Annotated in this window: 11 protein-coding genes and 24 tRNA genes; 27 read left to right on the top strand and 8 right to left on the bottom strand. The window is 40.6% G+C overall.

Annotation, left to right across the window (positions count from 1 at the left end; all coding sequences use genetic code 11):
- Positions 1 to 379: 379 nt before the first annotated feature.
- On the top strand, positions 380 to 2515 hold the full coding sequence (locus tag HGR01_RS16380; protein ID WP_045870863.1) for a protein kinase domain-containing protein: 2136 nt from the start codon (positions 380 to 382) through the stop codon (positions 2513 to 2515).
- A 146-nt stretch (positions 2516 to 2661) separates the two neighbouring features.
- On the opposite strand, the gene HGR01_RS16375 is transcribed toward HGR01_RS16380, so the two are convergent.
- The 6 genes from HGR01_RS16375 to HGR01_RS16350 form a co-directional block, all read right to left on the bottom strand.
- Positions 2662 to 3093, bottom strand: coding sequence for a DUF2752 domain-containing protein (locus HGR01_RS16375; RefSeq protein ID WP_045870862.1), 432 nt, complete (start codon positions 3091 to 3093; stop codon positions 2662 to 2664).
- Positions 3094 to 3136: 43 nt separating this feature from the next.
- Complete coding sequence (locus HGR01_RS16370) at positions 3137 to 3391, bottom strand: CD225/dispanin family protein (protein ID WP_045870861.1); 255 nt, start codon at positions 3389 to 3391, stop codon at positions 3137 to 3139.
- Between the two features lie 369 nt (positions 3392 to 3760).
- On the bottom strand, positions 3761 to 4456 hold the full coding sequence (locus HGR01_RS16365) for a methyltransferase (protein ID WP_045870860.1): 696 nt from the start codon (positions 4454 to 4456) through the stop codon (positions 3761 to 3763).
- 161 nt (positions 4457 to 4617) lie between these two features.
- Positions 4618 to 5736 (bottom strand): iron-containing redox enzyme family protein, encoded by a 1119-nt coding sequence (locus HGR01_RS16360; RefSeq protein WP_045870859.1) that lies wholly within the window; start codon positions 5734 to 5736, stop codon positions 4618 to 4620.
- 1729 nt (positions 5737 to 7465) lie between these two features.
- Complete coding sequence (locus HGR01_RS16355; protein WP_045870857.1) at positions 7466 to 8647, bottom strand: patatin-like phospholipase family protein; 1182 nt, start codon at positions 8645 to 8647, stop codon at positions 7466 to 7468.
- Between the two features lie 76 nt (positions 8648 to 8723).
- Positions 8724 to 8948 carry a hypothetical protein gene (locus HGR01_RS16350; protein WP_155539281.1) on the bottom strand — a complete coding sequence of 75 codons (225 nt, stop codon included), beginning with the start codon at positions 8946 to 8948 and terminating at the stop codon, positions 8724 to 8726.
- Between the two features lie 720 nt (positions 8949 to 9668).
- On the opposite strand from HGR01_RS16350, the gene HGR01_RS16345 reads away from it, so the two are divergent.
- Together HGR01_RS16345 and HGR01_RS16340 are read left to right on the top strand one after the other, a co-directional pair.
- Positions 9669 to 10205: an HNH endonuclease gene (locus tag HGR01_RS16345; protein WP_045870856.1), complete on the top strand. Its 537-nt coding sequence runs from the start codon at positions 9669 to 9671 to the stop codon at positions 10203 to 10205.
- A gap of 351 nt (positions 10206 to 10556) precedes the next feature.
- Positions 10557 to 10631 (top strand) — tRNA-Asp (locus tag HGR01_RS16340).
- A gap of 44 nt (positions 10632 to 10675) precedes the next feature.
- Here the strand turns inward: HGR01_RS16340 and HGR01_RS16335 are convergent.
- Positions 10676 to 11986, bottom strand: a complete 1311-nt coding sequence (locus HGR01_RS16335) for an IS701 family transposase (RefSeq protein WP_096621593.1) — start codon at positions 11984 to 11986, stop codon at positions 10676 to 10678.
- A 127-nt stretch (positions 11987 to 12113) separates the two neighbouring features.
- Between HGR01_RS16335 and HGR01_RS16330 the strand changes: the two genes are divergently transcribed.
- From HGR01_RS16330 to HGR01_RS16215, 24 genes are all read left to right on the top strand, one after another.
- A tRNA-Cys gene (locus HGR01_RS16330) sits at positions 12114 to 12187 on the top strand.
- Positions 12188 to 12192: 5 nt separating this feature from the next.
- Positions 12193 to 12293 (top strand) — tRNA-Ile (locus tag HGR01_RS16325).
- Positions 12294 to 12296: 3 nt separating this feature from the next.
- Positions 12297 to 12367: transfer RNA gene (locus HGR01_RS16320), tRNA-Trp, on the top strand.
- A gap of 174 nt (positions 12368 to 12541) precedes the next feature.
- Positions 12542 to 12615 (top strand) — tRNA-Glu (locus tag HGR01_RS16315).
- 93 nt (positions 12616 to 12708) lie between these two features.
- A tRNA-Tyr gene (locus tag HGR01_RS16310) sits at positions 12709 to 12789 on the top strand.
- Positions 12790 to 12793: 4 nt separating this feature from the next.
- Positions 12794 to 12878, top strand: a tRNA-Ser gene (locus HGR01_RS16305).
- A 6-nt stretch (positions 12879 to 12884) separates the two neighbouring features.
- Positions 12885 to 12959: transfer RNA gene (locus HGR01_RS16300), tRNA-Arg, on the top strand.
- A 6-nt stretch (positions 12960 to 12965) separates the two neighbouring features.
- Positions 12966 to 13039, top strand: a tRNA-Phe gene (locus HGR01_RS16295).
- A gap of 9 nt (positions 13040 to 13048) precedes the next feature.
- Positions 13049 to 13123: transfer RNA gene (locus tag HGR01_RS16290), tRNA-Asn, on the top strand.
- A gap of 5 nt (positions 13124 to 13128) precedes the next feature.
- Positions 13129 to 13205 (top strand) — tRNA-Gln (locus HGR01_RS16285).
- Between the two features lie 5 nt (positions 13206 to 13210).
- Positions 13211 to 13285: transfer RNA gene (locus HGR01_RS16280), tRNA-Gln, on the top strand.
- Between the two features lie 28 nt (positions 13286 to 13313).
- A tRNA-Leu gene (locus tag HGR01_RS16275) sits at positions 13314 to 13394 on the top strand.
- 1 nt (position 13395) lies between these two features.
- Positions 13396 to 13469: transfer RNA gene (locus HGR01_RS16270), tRNA-Pro, on the top strand.
- A gap of 3 nt (positions 13470 to 13472) precedes the next feature.
- A tRNA-Leu gene (locus HGR01_RS16265) sits at positions 13473 to 13546 on the top strand.
- Between the two features lie 5 nt (positions 13547 to 13551).
- Positions 13552 to 13655, top strand: a tRNA-Leu gene (locus HGR01_RS16260).
- 4 nt (positions 13656 to 13659) lie between these two features.
- Positions 13660 to 13734: transfer RNA gene (locus HGR01_RS16255), tRNA-Lys, on the top strand.
- A 6-nt stretch (positions 13735 to 13740) separates the two neighbouring features.
- Positions 13741 to 13814 (top strand) — tRNA-Leu (locus HGR01_RS16250).
- Between the two features lie 53 nt (positions 13815 to 13867).
- Positions 13868 to 13941 (top strand) — tRNA-Thr (locus HGR01_RS16245).
- A 7-nt stretch (positions 13942 to 13948) separates the two neighbouring features.
- Positions 13949 to 14019, top strand: a tRNA-Gly gene (locus HGR01_RS16240).
- 8 nt (positions 14020 to 14027) lie between these two features.
- Positions 14028 to 14098 (top strand) — tRNA-Gly (locus HGR01_RS16235).
- A gap of 5 nt (positions 14099 to 14103) precedes the next feature.
- Positions 14104 to 14204: transfer RNA gene (locus HGR01_RS16230), tRNA-Val, on the top strand.
- Between the two features lie 6 nt (positions 14205 to 14210).
- Positions 14211 to 14282 (top strand) — tRNA-Arg (locus HGR01_RS16225).
- Between the two features lie 6 nt (positions 14283 to 14288).
- A tRNA-Ala gene (locus HGR01_RS16220) sits at positions 14289 to 14388 on the top strand.
- A gap of 85 nt (positions 14389 to 14473) precedes the next feature.
- On the top strand, positions 14474 to 14845 hold the full coding sequence (locus tag HGR01_RS16215; protein ID WP_081584023.1) for an HAD family hydrolase: 372 nt from the start codon (positions 14474 to 14476) through the stop codon (positions 14843 to 14845).
- A gap of 109 nt (positions 14846 to 14954) precedes the next feature.
- Here HGR01_RS16215 and HGR01_RS16210 read toward each other — a convergent pair whose 3' ends face one another.
- Entirely contained in the window at positions 14955 to 17000 is a 2046-nt protein-coding gene (locus HGR01_RS16210) for a potassium channel family protein (RefSeq protein ID WP_045870855.1), read from the bottom strand.
- Between the last annotated feature and the right edge of the window lie 289 nt (positions 17001 to 17289).

Below are 17289 nucleotides of genomic sequence, written 5' to 3'. Positions count from 1 at the left end.
ATACAATAAAATTATTTTACAGTTTTAAAGACATTTAATTTTTTTAATCACATCTTTTTAAATTAGTGCCTATGCTTTCTCAGGAAAATATTAAATTACATATTATAGGACTCATATTTGATTTTTGCAGTTCACGTAGTTCACGTAGGAGAGCCAGTGCGTTGCGGAGGTTTCCTCCGTTGTAGCAACGAGAGTACAGCATCAGCACCAAAGCTTTTCTGAGATTTTTTCAGAAATCAAACCAGATTCCTATGTATAACTCCTATGGGTTTAAAAAATCGATATAGCTATATTTTCTCTTGCTTTTTCCCTATTCTCTACTCCCTGTGCCCTGATTCACCAAATAATTTCAGTAATTAAACCCCATTAAAACTAATATATGCAAATCTGCCAAAATCCCAATTGCTCCAATCCTTTTAGCTCCGATGGTAATAGATTTTGCACCAGTTGTGGAGGAAACAGCTTTGGTACGTTATTCAAAAACCGCTACCGGATTAATCGATTATTAGGTGAGGGTGGTTTTGGTAAAACTTATGAAGCCAGAGATATAGATAGGTTAGATGCACCTTGTGTAATTAAGCAATTTGTCCCCCAAGTGCAGGGAACTAGCGCACTTAAAAAAGCTGCGGAAATGTTTAAAGAAGAAGCAAAGCGCTTGTTTGAACTAGGAGAAAATCATCCTCAAATTCCCCGGCTAGTTGCCTATTTTGAACAAGGATTAAACTTGTATTTAGTGCAAGAATTTATTGCTGGGGACACTTTAGCCGCAGAAATGCAAAAACAAGCTTTTAATGAAATGCAGATTCGGGAACTGTTAGCTGATTTATTACCAATTCTGCAATTCATTCACGAACGTAGTGTCATTCATCGGGATATTAAACCAGAAAATATCATTCGTCGGAGCTACGATCGCAAACTGGTACTAATTGACTTTGGGGGTGCGAAACAAGTTACACAAACTACTTTAGCGCGCCAGGGTACAGGAATTTATACTATTGGTTATGCTCCCTTAGAACAAATGCAAGGCTACGCTTACCCAGCTAGTGATTTATATGCTTTGGGTGCGACTTGTGCTCGGCTAATAACTCGGTGTTTACCGCTACAAGACCCCTATGGTAATCTTGCAGATGCTCTTTATGATGTTAGAGAAGCGCGTTGGCTGTGGCGAGAACGAGTCAAGGAGCAAGGTTTAAGTATTAGTGATGATTTAGGACGGATTATTGATAGGTTACTCAAGCATTTTGTTGGGGAAAGATATCAATCGGCAGCCGAAGTTTTGCAAGATTTACAAGCACCTCAAATTAGTAATGTACCACCAACAATTCCGGTTACCCCATCCACAAATAATGCTCAAGCTTATAACTTTTGGGGGCTAGAAAAGGCTCAACACCAAGATTATCAAGGTGCAATTACAGATTTTAATCGCGCGTTACAAATAGATCCCAATTATTTTGAAGCTTGGTGTAATCGAGGTAATGCCTACTTACAAATAGGGCAATATGATGCTGCATTAGCAGATTACGATCGCGCTTTAACTATCAATCCCACCTTTACAGAAGCATTGCAAGGGAGGGAGAAAATTTTTTCTATGCAGCGCCGAACTATACCTGTGCAGTCGCCACCGCAATTTCAACAAGCGGTTTTCGCCTATAGTTTAAATGGACACTCACAGCTAGTTAGATCTGTAGCCTTCAGTAGAAATTCTCAAACCCTCATTAGCAGTAGTAACGATAAGACAATTAAAATTTGGAATCTGCAAACAGGTAAACTGCAAGGTGTACTCAATGAAACTGGTATTTGGATAGTAACTGCGATCGCTCCCGATAATCAGACTGTAGTGAGTGGCAGTAGCGATCATACAATTAAGACTTGGCATCTGAATGCTAATAAACCCCAGCGCATCCTCAGAGGACATTCTGATTTAATTAATTCTCTATCCATCAGTCCCAATGGACAAACTATTGTCTCTGGAAGTAGGGATAAAACCATCAGAGTTTGGCAACTACAAACAGGAAACCTACAGCAAACACTCCCCATAAATGCTGGCTTTATTTATACCACAGCTATCAGTCCCGATGGTAAATTTCTGATCAGTGCTGGTAGTGATAAAGTAATTAAAATTTGGCAGTTAGACAATGGGCAATTACTCCACACTATTACAGATAACCCTGGCTTTGTGCGTGCTGTGGCTGTAAGTTCAGCGCTACAAATCATCGCCAGTGGCGGCTTTGGCTCAACCATCCACCTTTGGAATCTGCTTACAGGACAACTACAGCAGCGTTTGGAAGGACATCAAGGTTTAATTCAATGTTTGGTAATTACTCCAGATGGACAAACCTTGATTAGTGGTAGCAGCGATCGCACAATCAAAATTTGGAATTTAAAAACTGGTAAATTATTACAAACCCTGACAGGACATACAGCAAGTATCTTATCTGTTGATATCAGTTCCGATGGGCGAATCCTCGCCAGCGCTGGCGAGGATAAAACTATCAGGATTTGGCAAGCAGCCTAATAATTCATAATTCGTAATACCCTGCGGGAAGCCGCTACGCGTCTACGTAATTCGTAATTATTTTACTGCTTCTACTAATGGCAAATAATTAATGATAAATAACAGCCTTAGCTATTTATCATTAATTGCGCGACTTACAGATTTTTTCAAGGGGCTAACCAAGAAAAAGGAGCAAAAGGAAGATTTCGCAATACCCAATAAGCTAAAATAATTTTTAACATCAGCCAAATCCAAGCGGGTTTAATAAAAACTTGGGGAATTTTTTCACCTATAATTACAGGCGCGCTGTAGGATATATAAGAATAAATTAAATATGGCAGTGCTAAAATCATCAACGGGTTCAAATCAAAAGCCTTGATGATATGCCCGTGGAGTAATTGATGTAAGGCTCTTAGGGTACCACATCCAGGGCAATATAAGCCAGTTAGCGCTCTAAATGGGCTAGGCGGGTAAATAGAAGAATTGCTCGGATTGAAAAAGTAGAGCATAATTGCAGCTACAACAATAACGCCCGACAGTGCTGCAACTTTAACAGTTCTCACGGATATAGAAGATGAGCGACGAGGAATAATGTTCATTTTTGTAGATAAAATTTTTGCAATTTTTAACGCTGCATAATTATTATTGCGGTGCCAAAGAAGCCAAAATTATTAGGAGAATATAAATTAAAAACACAGCTAATCCTGATCCAAAAGATACCCAACACCATGTTTTGGCACTTTTGGATGATTGCATTGCCCCTTCATAATCTCCTGCTTGCAACTTTGTATTCACTTGAGCAGCATAGACAATCGCCACAATTCCAAATGGTAAACAGCAGAAAAGTGTAGTTAAAATTGCTTGTGGCAAATAGTTAGGTACATTCTGAGATTGCATTAAAACACCTTTGCAATGTCATTAATCCGACAATATACGTTTCTAGTAATACGTCTCTAAACGATATCAGAATTAGCTTTAGGTCTTAAAAGCTGCTTCATAAAAATAAATACTTCAGTATAAAAACGCAACATATTCTTGCTCTTACTGCATTCTCTTGCACTGCAAATAACTGTTACAAAAAAATTACTAACGAAATCCCCGACTTTTTCAAAAAATCGGGGATTTAAATCTCGATAAAGATAATTACCATGTAGGATGCGTTACGCTATCGCTAACACATCCCACGTGAATTTTAAAAATCAAATCAGATTCCTAGAGATTGCTTCTTGACGAAAACAGAAATAAAAATGCCAAGTTTTAACAAAATTATAAACTCGTCATTACCTGAGCTAATTCTTTAGATAAATCTGGTGTATCTTGTTGGCATTTGCTAAATAAAACCCCAGCCAAGAAGTAATAATCACCAGAATAAAATGCCATCTTATGTTTACGCAACTCTTCAATGTGATTTTTCACTTTTGGTTCTGAGCTATAGTAGCCAAACTTTAAAGGTAAGACCACAAAATTATTGACAACATATCCGTGTTCTTGTGCTTGAGAAATTGTACTTGTTGGATTAGAAAAACTAGAGACCAAGACTAGCACATTTTCATAGCCTAAAGCTAAAAGATTATTAGTAATTGTAGCTCCATCTATACCCCCAAATAATAGGGGCATATAGATATCTTGATCGGGCGCGGGAAGATAGGGCGGATTGGCTACAAGATATTTACCTTCTGGTTTTTTCGATTGAAATAAACAAGAATTGTTGATAATATATTTATTGGTAAGATGATATTCATCAATTGTTAAATTAGCAGCTTTCCAGGCAGAAGTATTTAATTCAAATCCGTGAATCACACCTGCAAATTTGTTCCTTAATAGTGAGTTGATTACAGGACTACCATCGCCCGAACCAAACTCAACAATACTTTCAGGATCTTGGCAATGCCGGAGAACTAAGGTTTCTAAACAATTTGAGTAAAAATTAGATTCTTCTGGGCAGAAAAATATATCTTTCATGTGACCTCGATGCAAGTTTAAGATGTAATCAGGCTTGAAGAAATTACTACAACTGCATTCAGGCAAGAAAAACTGTTTCTTTAGTAATCAAGCTGTTACTAAAGAAAGCTGTTTTTGAGCCAATTATTAGGGCTAAAGTCAGAATCTTTTCAGTACTATATTTATCGACTACTCACAGCAGCTTGTTCGACTTCACGTATGGAACGGACAACGGCTTTAGCGGCGCGATCGCCCATAAATTTTTCTTGGTCATAACCTAGTACTATTTCCCAAGCATCATCAGGATACTTATCTGCTAAGGGTAAAGCCACATCATCCAACATCCAACGACCGTGGCGTTCATCTTCCTTAATGTGCAGTTCCCAGTAACCCATTGCTGCTTGTGACAGTTCCAATCTTTGCGCCGCTGCTAAATAATTTCTGTAAGCTGCTGGCCCAGCTACTTCAAAATAGGTTAATGCACCACTGTAGCGGAGAAAATAGCGTTTACGCTGGGTAGTTAAAAAATTATGGTTATCACAAGCTAAAACTTCCCAAGGTACTAAATCAAAATATCCCTCAGGTTCAGTATTCATCCCAAACTCATCTAACATTTGGGCAAAAAAGGTCGAATGCTTGCGAGGTAAACGACCGTTGCCGTATTCTTCCAAGAATACCCGCACTAGCGTACACTGCACTTCATTCGCTGCACCACCCAAAATGTTGGTCATGCGGCTACCTTCTACCAAGCCATCAAAAGATGCGATCGCTAACAAGTGGCGGTAGCCAACCTCGCTCATTTCCTCCTGAAGATAGCGACTATCAGCCGATAATGGTGGATCGACATCCAAAGAGGCGCGTTCGGTAAGTGCTTGTTTGACATTCAATTTTTGCAATCTGGGCAAATCTAATTGTGCTAGTTCCCAAGCTTGCCAAGCAGCTTCGATTTGCTGACGACAGGATAACAAGTAAAGCGATCGCTCATTGTCATAATGTCGCAAATCGTCATACCAAAACAAATTCAGTCGATTAATTCGATAAAGTATTCTTTGCAAAAATAGATGAGCTTCTTGTTCGCCACAGCCATTTTCGTAAGCCTCACGAATCGCTATTGAAAGCGTCTGTTCAAACGCCTTGGCTTTCTCTGCAACATTTTCTAGTTGCTCATCTAAATTTTCTGTTGCTAGCAGTTCTATAAACAACTGCTCAACATAGTTATACTTAGTACGCTGTGTTTGCGTTGCGTGTGAATTCTTCCCTGCTACCTTCAGGCTAGGGAACATAACCAAATTATTTTGCATGGAGGATTTAGTAGCTTTGCCAAGATGTGAAAATTTCCATCTCTACTACCTAAATTTCCACAACTTGAGTAATCTTTACATCTTTCTCTGGTTATAAACAAAGATTAACTCCATAGAGACAGGGCATTGAAGCTGACAAGTGTATTCCCTAGTCTGCATTCCAATGCCCTATACTCATTGACAATTATTTTGTATGTTACTAGATGCTTAGTACCCAGTTAGTAAAGACTTCCGCACCACAAAAATAGATTCACAGCCATCGAAAGTCAGCGCAACAAGATAACCTTATTTGCAACTTGCTTGTAGCTTTCACTATTTTGAAAAAAGAAAATTCTGATTTACTCAATCATCTTGCTTGAATGATTTCATCTGCTACTCAGCATCTATAAATCAAAGCAATTTTTGCAAATAGCTAAGAGATAATTTAGGCTTGTGCTATCTGCCGCTACCACGTTCATCAGAGGAATTAATTAACATTCTAGCCTTCCTTAATTTGTTTGCTAAATGTACAGAAGCATCTCACGACAAAAGATAGTCACAACATTTAGATCTACAATTAATTTTTTTGCTTAAGCAGAAATTAAGAGTAGATGAATTACACTTGACTCAAATGATTTGGCTAGCGCAATTCTTTTGTATGAGATATCTAATATCGCCACTTGAGAGAAAGATGTTTTGTGGCTATGCAGAGTTTCAAAGTCAACACAAAAGTTTAGAATCAACAATGTTTGACTTTTGCGCGTCAGTTTTTACCCCTTCAGGTGAAGGAAACGCCACTTATAGCTTGCTTACATCTAGAGATTGGGTTTCTCTGGGGATGGAAGTCTTACGATCTAATACACTGGCTGCTTGTGACTGAAGTAATTTTATATTTGAGATTGGTTTGTTGTTTGCTCAACGCCACTTTTTGACTGAGCAAATCAAGAAAATACTCATTCTCCTCTAGGAGAACCTATGCCAACACTACCGCTTTGCTAATAAAAATCTCAAACTGTCTGATTTCTGCATAGCGGTACTAGGTAATTAGCAGATTTAATCAATGCCTGCATTCCAGACAAAACTTATTTCAGAAGTAATCACATCTCTGCTATCAATGTTGCCGAAATGTCGTAAGCTGCTGGCATGATGCTTAATCATCCTTAAATTACCCTAAGAAGATAGATTTTTGAGCTTGCTGTAATGATTGTTGGGTGGTTTTAATTTAATCTTTTACAAGAGTAATCAGCCTGCTGGCAAAGTACTGTTAAATCTATTTTTTATTTGCATTGTAGCAATTTTTAAGATTTGTTATCTAAGCATATCTGTATTTTTGATTGTTTGAAAACAGAGTTTATACATAACTAACAGAGATTTATTGTCTAGGCAGACTTTCTCAAATTACTGAGGAAACGACTAACAATAGTGAAATACCGAAATAGATTTTTTGAAAATTTCTAAGAGAGCAAATCAATTTCAGCAGTATAACTTAGGCTGATGAAGATTATTTTGTAAGCAAATTAAATATTTATACAGATAAAACTTTTCTAAAGAGATTAATAAAATTATTAATTTAATTAAATCCTACAATTAGCAATAGAAATTTTTAAAATTAATATGTAGTTCTTACTGAAATCTACACAAAATCTGGATGATAGCGCGTATAAATACGCGAAAATCTCGTATGCATACGAGATTTCTATTTAAACATCCTTAAGGATTGTATTTTGTATATGGTTTTACGTGAAAGCAACTAGTTAATAGCAATAAAAGATGCGATCGCGTCTTTTACTCTAGGCCCAACATCGTCTCTCGTATAATATGTATGGCCTTCATCTATGTATGCAGATGTAGTATCTATCCATTGTGCAATAATATCTCTGTGAGCATTATCTATGTCTTCGCTCACTTTTATATTTGTATATTTATTTTTCCGGTCTTCTGGCCGCAATAAAACTCTACTGTCTTTATATGTCTCTCCTGGCTTCGCCTGAAATCTCTCATTTAAATCAAATTGCAGGCGTAAGTACCGTTGAGATTCATATCCACCCATAATTTGCCGACAAATGGTGCTATTAACCTCAGACGTAGGCTCCATAAAAATATCAGGAATGTGTTGTGCCCAATCTAACGGCTTCCACTTATTGATTTGCTCAAATTGATAAGGTTCGCCAGTTTGACCAGTTCCAATCGAAAGGATAGATATGTCTTTCATTTGGAGGTTATCTAGCTTATATTTACATTTTGTTTCTTGGGAAACAACCCGATCCGCACATTGACTGATCCGCATAATTAAACTCAGTGCCGCCAAAGCCGGATTATTAGCTGATACGCCTCCATCAATATGTGGAAATACCCAATTGCCAAATTTCTCTTTATTAACAGGCTCTAAGTTATAAGGTGGAAAAAACGAAGGAGCCGCTGCCGAAGCGACACATAACTGCCATAAATAACATTCATCGTACCAACGGTAGCCTAAATCGGGATGACAATTCGTAAAAAATGTGGTGTTGCGATAAAGGGTATCGTAAGCCAAAATCAAAATAATCGGACTATCTATATCTTGGATTCTGCGGTATCCCAACTCATCTATCAGAACTTTAATCAGCCCTTCGTGAGAATATTTTCCAGGTGACAATGCCTCCAAAATGGGTTGTATGAAAGATGGAAACCTTTTATAGCGGTTTTTAATTTTCAGGGGGAAGATGTATTTACCCTTATTCACATATAGATTGATTAGTTCTGCACTAGTTTTACCTAAAGCAATTCCCGCTGCTAAAATTGATCCAGTAGAAGTACCAGCAATCAGGTCAAAGTATTCATTTAAAGACTGACCTTTCTGTTTTTTAATCTGTTGTTCGACTTCTTGGAGTATACGTGCAGTAATCACTCCACGCATCCCGCCACCATCCATACTGAGGATTTTGAAGGACATAGTTATTCTCCTTAATTAGTGTGTAGAGTAACTTTTGGTGCATAGTGCTTCTGCTTCTAGATGATTTTAAGCAAGCTTACACATCACAAAGTTGGTCGCCAATGACACCTGTTCTCACCCGATACACTAATAACGTCAAGACTGTAAGTGACAATTCTACACGCTCTACCAGCTTTAGTCCTGTATTGAAAATGGGCATAGGGCATGGGGCATGGGGGAGGCAGTGCGTTGGACGGGTTTCCCGGCTTGAAGCAACTGCCGTCATAGGGCATGGGAAAAACTTGGTTGTGGGTTTTTCCATGATTAGTTGACAGGAAAGTGCTGAGTGCAAATCCCAGTCAGGTATTTTCTTTCCTTTCCCCCTTAACCGAATGGCACTAAGATAACGCCAAACCCATTACCTATAAGGCTTTTGGGTGTGGGGTGTGGGGTGTGGGGTGTAGTGAATAAGGAAAATATTTATGTTCGTACTCGATATTTGGTTTTCGCGCATTTCCCCCTACACCCTACACCCTGCCCCCTACACCCTGCCCAGACGAGCTTTCAGCTTTTCTTAGTGCCATTCCCCCTTCACTTTTTACCCTTTTCCCAACAAGTATTGATATTAGTTACAATATGTAGTAGACAATTTCATACTACAACTGTATTATAAATATTAGTTATTAGTCTTAATCACACATACTACAGAAATTCAATGAGCCGCAGATTTTCCTCAACACATAAGTGCGCGATAGATTACCGACCCAGCAAGGGTTTAGGTAATGTGATCGCATTCTGTAAAGCCGCTAGCTTGTATAGGCTATTGGCATTTGAGGGAATATATCGGTTCGTGGGCAGTAAATTTGCAAATCAAGGGATTTTAGGAGCAATCGCGCTCTGGCTAAATCCAAATCGACTGATACAGAGCGGGAGGTGCAAGTGCTTTCTTGTGCCAACTATAAAGCCAAGAGTATTAACTACTTGACCCCCGCTCCTGAATGACTAGAGGCGGGGGTTATTTTTTTGAGGAGTGAATTCACTTATGGAAGCTCAACCACAGACTCAGAAATCACACATATTACAAAATTCGGTGGTCGTGTTCTCTAAGAACTACCTACCATTAGCACGAGTTAACATTAAACGAGCCATTGTGCTTTTAGTCACCGGACAAGCAGAATCGTTAGAGTTTAGCAGTACTAAGCTTTGGGAAGTTCGCTCACCTAGCTTCGTACTACAAGTTCCCGAACACATTCGTCTAACATTTGGCAATCCTGAACGTCATTGGAAAGTACCACCTGTAAATAGACGTGAAGTACTCAAACGTGATGGACACACCTGCCAATACTGTGGAAGCACTAAGCGTCTCACCCTCGACCATGTAATTCCCCGTTCTAAAGGTGGTCAGCATACTTGGAACAACGTTGTTACAGCTTGTGAACGTTGTAACTCAACCAAGAGCGATCGCCTACCACATGAAGCAGGAATGGTACTTAAAACCAAACCCAAAGCTCCAATCCACCCAGCTGTTGCATTTGCAGAACAGTTTTGGAATGCACAACGCCTTACTGAGAATGAGTAATTCACTCCTAATACCTTTTAGTTAAGATATCTCTTCGTTGAGGCAGCAGAGGAAGAAGAGAAGCAGAGGGAGAGATTCTTCCTCTGCTTTCTTTTTTCGGACATACTACAAGAACAAGATTCAATTTTCCCTCACAAGTGCATTGAACTAATTCCCTGAAACCCAGTGATAGAGAGCCATAAAGCGATTACATGATCCTGCCCTCTCTCCCTCGAAAAAAAATTTGTAGTATACCCTTGACACTCTTGTAATATTTGTGTAGTATAAATGTAGTGAAGCAAAAGCGCCTCTGCAAAAGGCATAAAGCTAACACCTCTGAACCATGAAAACTAAATAATTGCCACCCAACGTGGGGGTGTAACTCAGTTGGTTAAGAGTGCCTGTCTGTCGAACAGGAAGTCGCGAGTTCAAGTCTCGTCATCCCCGCCTTGTAGCCTTGTGGACAAGTAGATTAACCCTCTTTTGTCACTCTAGGCAGAGGAAAAGTAGAAATCAGGGTGAATCAGGGATATAAAAATTGAACTGGTGAGGCTATAAATAATAGATTGAAGTTTAAAAAAACCCAAAGCTAATTGAGGAATAGGAAAAACCGTTAACCAGGGATATATCAGATTAAATAAAGTAAAAGGTTGAATAATCAAACGAAGATTGTTAAGAATGTTCTTCCAGCCATTTCCATTATCCCACCAAGGATGTGAAACAAATTTTGACTCTCGTTGTGATGGAGACTGAAACAGTTGCTCCGAATGCAGACTAACCATTAAATAAGCACTGCAAATAATTTCCCACCATCGCTCAATATCTGGGTAGTGAGTCAGGCGAAAATCTGACCAACCTAATTCATTCTTACTTTGTTTTAACCCGTACTCGACCCAAGTTCTTAAACCGTAAAAATTTCCAACTTCTCTTGGCGTAATGTCTGGATATTTACTCATCACATACCAAGTAGTGTTATCAGGCAAATTTTCTGGATCTGTAGTAATTTGCCAATATCTAAGTTCTCCACGTTTTCCCGGAATAATTTCTCTAATAAATCGATTTTCCCGACTCAAGTCAGAGAATACCCTTTGAAACTTCTGCCACTTTAAATATTGAATATGTTGTCGTGGAAGTATTTCTACATAATGATTTGACCGAATCGCTACTATATAGTTCAAGTTTAGTTCATCTAATACAGATATGAAATTCTTACCACTCTCTCCATATAAGCTATCTGCAAGTACTAAGTTGAATTTAAAACCCATTGATTGTAGCTTTTTTATCAGTATTGCTGCTATTTCTGGTTTAGTGCGGTACTTATCTCCTGCCTGTAATCTTTCCCTGGGTTTATACACTTCAAACAGTAATGGAAATGTCATCCCACAGAAAACACCATATACTGTCACTGCCACAATTCCATTATCTGTTTTTCCCAAATTTCCTATATACTGCCGTTTCACATAATCTGTCTTGCTCCCTTTCTTTTTATCCCCTGTCTCATCAATAATTAAAATGATTGGTCTACCTTTTAGCACTTGTAAAATTAACTCTAACCTTAAGGTTCTTAACTTTTCTATATCCCAAGGTGATGTAGTTAGAAAATGATGCAACCCTTGCTGGTTATCTAATCCTACGATTTTTGCTATTTCTGGCAATGTTTTACGTTTTAGATCAGAAATGCAGCCTACATGGAGATATTTAAAAGCCTCGAAACTCCTAACATCTGGAAACAGACTTTTATACCACTGGCAATATTCGTCCACAAATTTGACTGTTGGTGCGGCTGGACGGGGCTGTACCATGCTCTGTGTCTTGGTTCTAGCATTTTTACCTTATTATACTACTGCCAGAGTGACAAAACAGGGTTAAGTCGCTCTGATTCTCAGTCAGAGAGAAGCGGGTGCAACTCCCGTCGAGGCTTCCAAAAATGTCCAGGTCGCCTAATGGTAGGGTATTGGTCTGCAAAACCGACTGTGCGAGTTCAATTCTCGCCCTGGACTCCAAACCTTGCAGTGTAGCTTAATGGCAAAGCCCCAAGCTCATAACTTGGTATATGCGAGTACCCTTTGGGAAGCCGCTCCGCGTCTACAACTCTCGCCACTGCGACCAAATGCACAGATGGTGTAACGGCAGCACTAGGGTCTCCAAAACCTTTAGTCAGGGTTCAAATCCTTGTCTGTGCGTTCTACTGCGTGTCCTAACAAGAGAAGCTTACAAACTGGTTAATCGGTCTAAAGCACCGAAGTAGGTACCCTGCGGGAAGCCGCTGCGCGTCTACGACTCCTACAGCCTCCGCCAAACCTGGAGGCTGTTAAAAACAGCTTTTCAAACTTGTACGTGGTAGAAATCTCACTCTTGGTGCCGTAGGCAAATTGGTAAAGCCACCTGTCTTTCAAGCAGGAGATTGCGGGTTCAATTCCCGTCGGCACTGCTGACTTGAGTTGGGATGGCAGAGAGCAGGAAAACTGGTCTCTCCATTCCTTTATTTCACCTAGAAATCTCAAGCCATTACTCAAAAATATATGGGTCGGCTCGCCTATTGGTGTAGGCAACGGTCTGTAAAACCGCCGCGTTTGCGTTGCTGGTTCAATTCCAGCCCGGCCCATTTTGGAGAGATTGCTATTGGCAGGGCAAACTGTTTGCTAAACAGTCGTGGATGCAAGTCTACTGTGGGTTCAACTCCCTCTCTCTCCGCCTTATGAGAACGTGGTGTAACTGGATGAACACATCGGTCTACGAAACCGAAGAGTGGGGGTTCAAGTCCCTCCGTTCTCGCCTTATCCCCTGGTAGCTCAGTTGGTAGTAGCGCCTGTCTGAAGAACAGGAGGTCATCCGTTCAATCCGGATCTGGGGGACTGGCACATTGCCCCATAGCTCAATGGCAGAGCAAGCGGCTGTTAACCGCGAGGTTGTAGGTTCAAGTCCTACTGGGGCAGCCATTCATTGCCGAGTGGACGACTTGGAAAGTCGCTGTGACTCTGAATCACAGAGAAGTTGGTTCGACCCCAACCTCGGCAACCAATTATTGGGAAGTAGGCGACGTTGGCAAAGCCACCTGATTTTGACTCAGGATCTCGCGGGTTCGATTCCTGCCTTCCCAGTTCTGCTTTGATAGAGCAGATAAATTATACTCCTGTAGCCCAATTGGAAGAGGCGGCTGTCTCAAAAACAGTCTATTTTGTACGGGTTCGACTCCCGTCAGGAGTACCAACGGGATGTGGCGCAACTTGGTAGCGCGGCAGCTTTGGGAGCTGAAGGTTGCAGGTTCAAATCCTGCCATTCCGATATGCCCTTGTGACGAAACTGGCAAACGTGCTGGTCTTAGAAACCAGATTTTGTGGGTTCGACTCCCACCAAGGGTATTGATGCTCCCGTGGCGAAATTGGTAAACGCTTCCGTTTGAGGGACGGAATTGTTGCAGGTACCCTGCGGGAAGCCGCTCCGCGTCTACAAATCCTGTCGGGAGTACCAAATTGGGTCGTTGGCAGAGCGGATATGCAGCTACCTTTTAAGTAGACTTATCTAGGTTCAACCCCTGGGCGACCCACCAAATTCTGCCCCTGTAACCCAATTGGAAGAGGTGCCAAACTTAAAATTTGGAAGATGCTGGTTCAAATCCAGTCAGGGGTATGGCTGAGATAGAGCGGGTAGTCGCCCAAAATTCTACTTTCAGATCTATAAATGCTGGTGTAGCTCAATCTGGCAGAGCAACTGATTTGTAATCAGTAGGTTGCAAGTTCAACTCCTGTCACCAGCTTCAGAATGCGATCGTGGTGTAAAGGCAGCATCAGAGTCTTCCAAACTCACGGTACGAGTTCGATTCTCGTCGATCGCTTCAATAATGCGGATGTGGTGTAAGGGTAACACTGGAGTATGCCAAGCTTCAGATACGAGTTCAAATCTCGTCTTCCGCTCTCGTAGCCCTGTAACTCAGTGGGAGAGTGCCTCTCTTACCAAGAGGAAGTCACAGGTACCCTGCGGGAAGCCGCTCCGCGTCTACAAGTCCTGTCAGGGCTACCAATTGATGGGAGTGTCGCCTAATGGATGGGCATCGATCTTCTAAATCGACCGATGTAGGTTCAAGTCCTACCACTCCTGCTGTATGGGGTCATAGCTCAACTGGCTAGAGCATCCGCCTTGCAAGCGGAAGGTTAGGGGTACCCTTCGGGAAGCCGCTTCGCGTCTACAACTCCCCTTGATTCCACTGTGGTGTCTGAAGCCAAAGCGGTCGCGGCGCTGGTTTGTGGAACCAGTCATTAGGGAGTTCAAGCCTCCTCAGACACCTTTGAATGGAAGAGGGTATTAAAGATGCTAGAACTACCCAACGATTATCTGATGATAATTTGCCTTCAAAGGACTTACTCAGTCAAGATGAAGCCACCACATCTAATGATGCTGAATCTTCTAAACCATCTCCAGATATTGTGCAAGCTGCTTTGGATAGGCTGAACATTCCAGCATCCCAGGTAGTAATGCTGGGTGATACTGCTTATGATATTGAGTCGGCAAATCAAGCTGGTGTTGATGTGATTGCGCTGCGTTGCGGTGGCTTTGATGATAGTCAATTAGAAAATGCGATCGCTATTTACAATGATCCAGCGGAGTTGTTAACAGAGTTTGACAGTTCACCTTTAGCCATTCCAGCAATTACAACAGCATAGTATCAATTCAACATTAACAAAGCCAATTTTTGATTAGAGAATTGGGATTACTCTGAATTAAATATTGTTTTCTTCCCTGCTTTTAGAGACGCGATTAATCGCGTCTCTACTATACCTTGGTAATGACGCTAGCAATAATTTGTGATTTTCTTAACTCTCGTACCAGATGTTGAGCTTGGTATTTATAAAGTAGTGTTGGTAATACTGTAGGCAAATTATTCATCCATTGCCTAGCATCAGCAGCAGTACATCCTGTAATCAAGGTGATTTTCTCTACAGCATGAGTTATGGCATTATTAGTCACAGCTTGTTCGATTTGCACTTGCCAAAGGCGAGGTAGCATTTCACCCCATTCAATTCGCTGTAAACTATTGCTGGTAGCTAAAACAATTAAGCGATCGCCAATATCAAGCCTCACATCATCCCAAGGCATTAATGAGTATTTGTGCTGGCGAGATTTCTGGTAGAAAATGGGTACAACACCATAACCATGAGCTATTTCCGATAACAGCAACCCATTGAGGGTATCACCTTGTTCAATTGTGTATTCTGTCACCATCACTATTTGAGCGCTCAGGTGGAAGAAGCTGAGGACGTTTTCGCCAAAAGCAGCACAAGCAAAGACTTCAGCAGATAAAGCCGAGCCACACAGCACTTGAGCATAGGGAAATAGAGGAGCTATATTGTCACTAAATAGATGATCGCGAGTGCGGATAATCAAGCGACTGACAGGGTTGATTGCATGAGCCATCAGCGCAATTTCCAGATTTTCCATGTTATCTTCTTCAACTAAGACGATGCTTTTAGCACCTTCAAGATTCACTTTAGTCAGTGCTTCGCTAGCATTGCCTACAATTAAAGGCATATTAGATAAAGTATTTCCCTCGATAGTCGTCTGATTAATTCCCACTAACGGCTGGTTAAGTTCTTGCAACAGCCCCGCTACTCGTTGTCCCAGACGATTTAAGCCTACAATCACTACATGATTGCATTCTGGAATTGGCGGTTCGGAATGGAAAAACTGGAATCGGGAAGTGACAAGCGCATCAGTTAGTAGTGCATATAATACGCCCACAAAAGCTTGACCTGTTAACGTTAATCCTAAGCTGAATAATCGCAACCACCAAGGCAGATACTCAGCAGATTCTAATTGGGATGCAAATCTAACACCACCGAATAAATCTCCATATCCTCCCAAAAGTAAGACTGCTGTTGCATAGAAAGCTTCTTGGAGATTGATGTGAGGATAATATATAGAGTAAATAATCGTACCTAATATTAACAGTGTAAATACAGTAATGGCATAGATAGTTGCAATGCGCCGGATTTGATTTTGGCTTTGATAGTAAGATTGCCAAAATTGCACTATATTTTGCCACAGACGCTTGACTTTTAAGCCTTGCCAAAACTGTTGCCACTGCCATCTTTGTTTGTAATATATCCTAGGAAGTTCCTCAGCTAAAGCTAGCTCATGTGCAACCTCAATGTAAACGATTGTGTCTCCTACCTGTACTGGCGCTTCTGGGTTCCAGTCATAGAATTCTTTGGGTGCAGTAGATAAAACAGGGATGTGGCTCAAAATGCAGCGAGTTGTGAGATTCAGTCTATATAATGGTTTGCCAATACACCAGCTATCCTGTGGTTTTACCTCATGCTCAATAACTCGCAATAGTTGTCCTTCTAAAGCAAAATATCCAATAGCTTCAGAACCTAAAGCAGTTAAAGCAAAAGCGTGAGCACAGAGATGAGTAGGCTCAAAAGCCACGAAATTACCTAAATTTTGGTACAGGAGTTCGTTGAAATTTTGTTTAGCAGAACGTACAATTAGCCGCACCTGAGGATTGAGCCGCCGTGCAGCAAAAGCCGCTTCTATATTGATGCGCTCGTCTCTGGTAACTAAAAGTATTGAGCGACAATGGCGAATCCCTGCTTGCTCTAAAACACTTGCTTGACGGCAATCTCCAATGATTAGCTTATCTAGTAAGCTAGGTAATTCTGGAATTTCCCAATGTTCAGGCTTGACATCATCAATAGCGCTAACTTTGACATTATATTCTTTAAGAACTGCAACACAATGTTGACCTAAGCTTTTGAGTCCGCATACTAAGAAAAGGTCTGGCTTTTGTTCTTGATGAGTGGCGCTAGAAGTATGCATTTTCTGTTGGGAATTGTGAATTTATCCTCTGTAACGAAATGTGAGTTCGACTGATGAATTGAAATAGAAAAAAGCTAAGACTTAAATTAAAGGTAGAGCAAACAGATACATTAATACCAATTCAAAATTCAAAATTAAGAAAGCTACATATCACAAAACGTGAACAAAAATCTGAATTGAATGTAGTGGCGTGTCTAGACTAAAATAGTGCATTATTCAAACTCTTGTGGGATGGGCATCTTGCCCGTCCTGGGCGGACAAGATGTCCACCCCACAAGAAAATTATATT

Source organism: Tolypothrix sp. PCC 7712, from assembly GCF_025860405.1.
GTDB lineage: Bacteria > Cyanobacteriota > Cyanobacteriia > Cyanobacteriales > Nostocaceae > Aulosira > Aulosira diplosiphon.
This window is presented reverse-complemented; position numbering and strand designations above follow the sequence as displayed.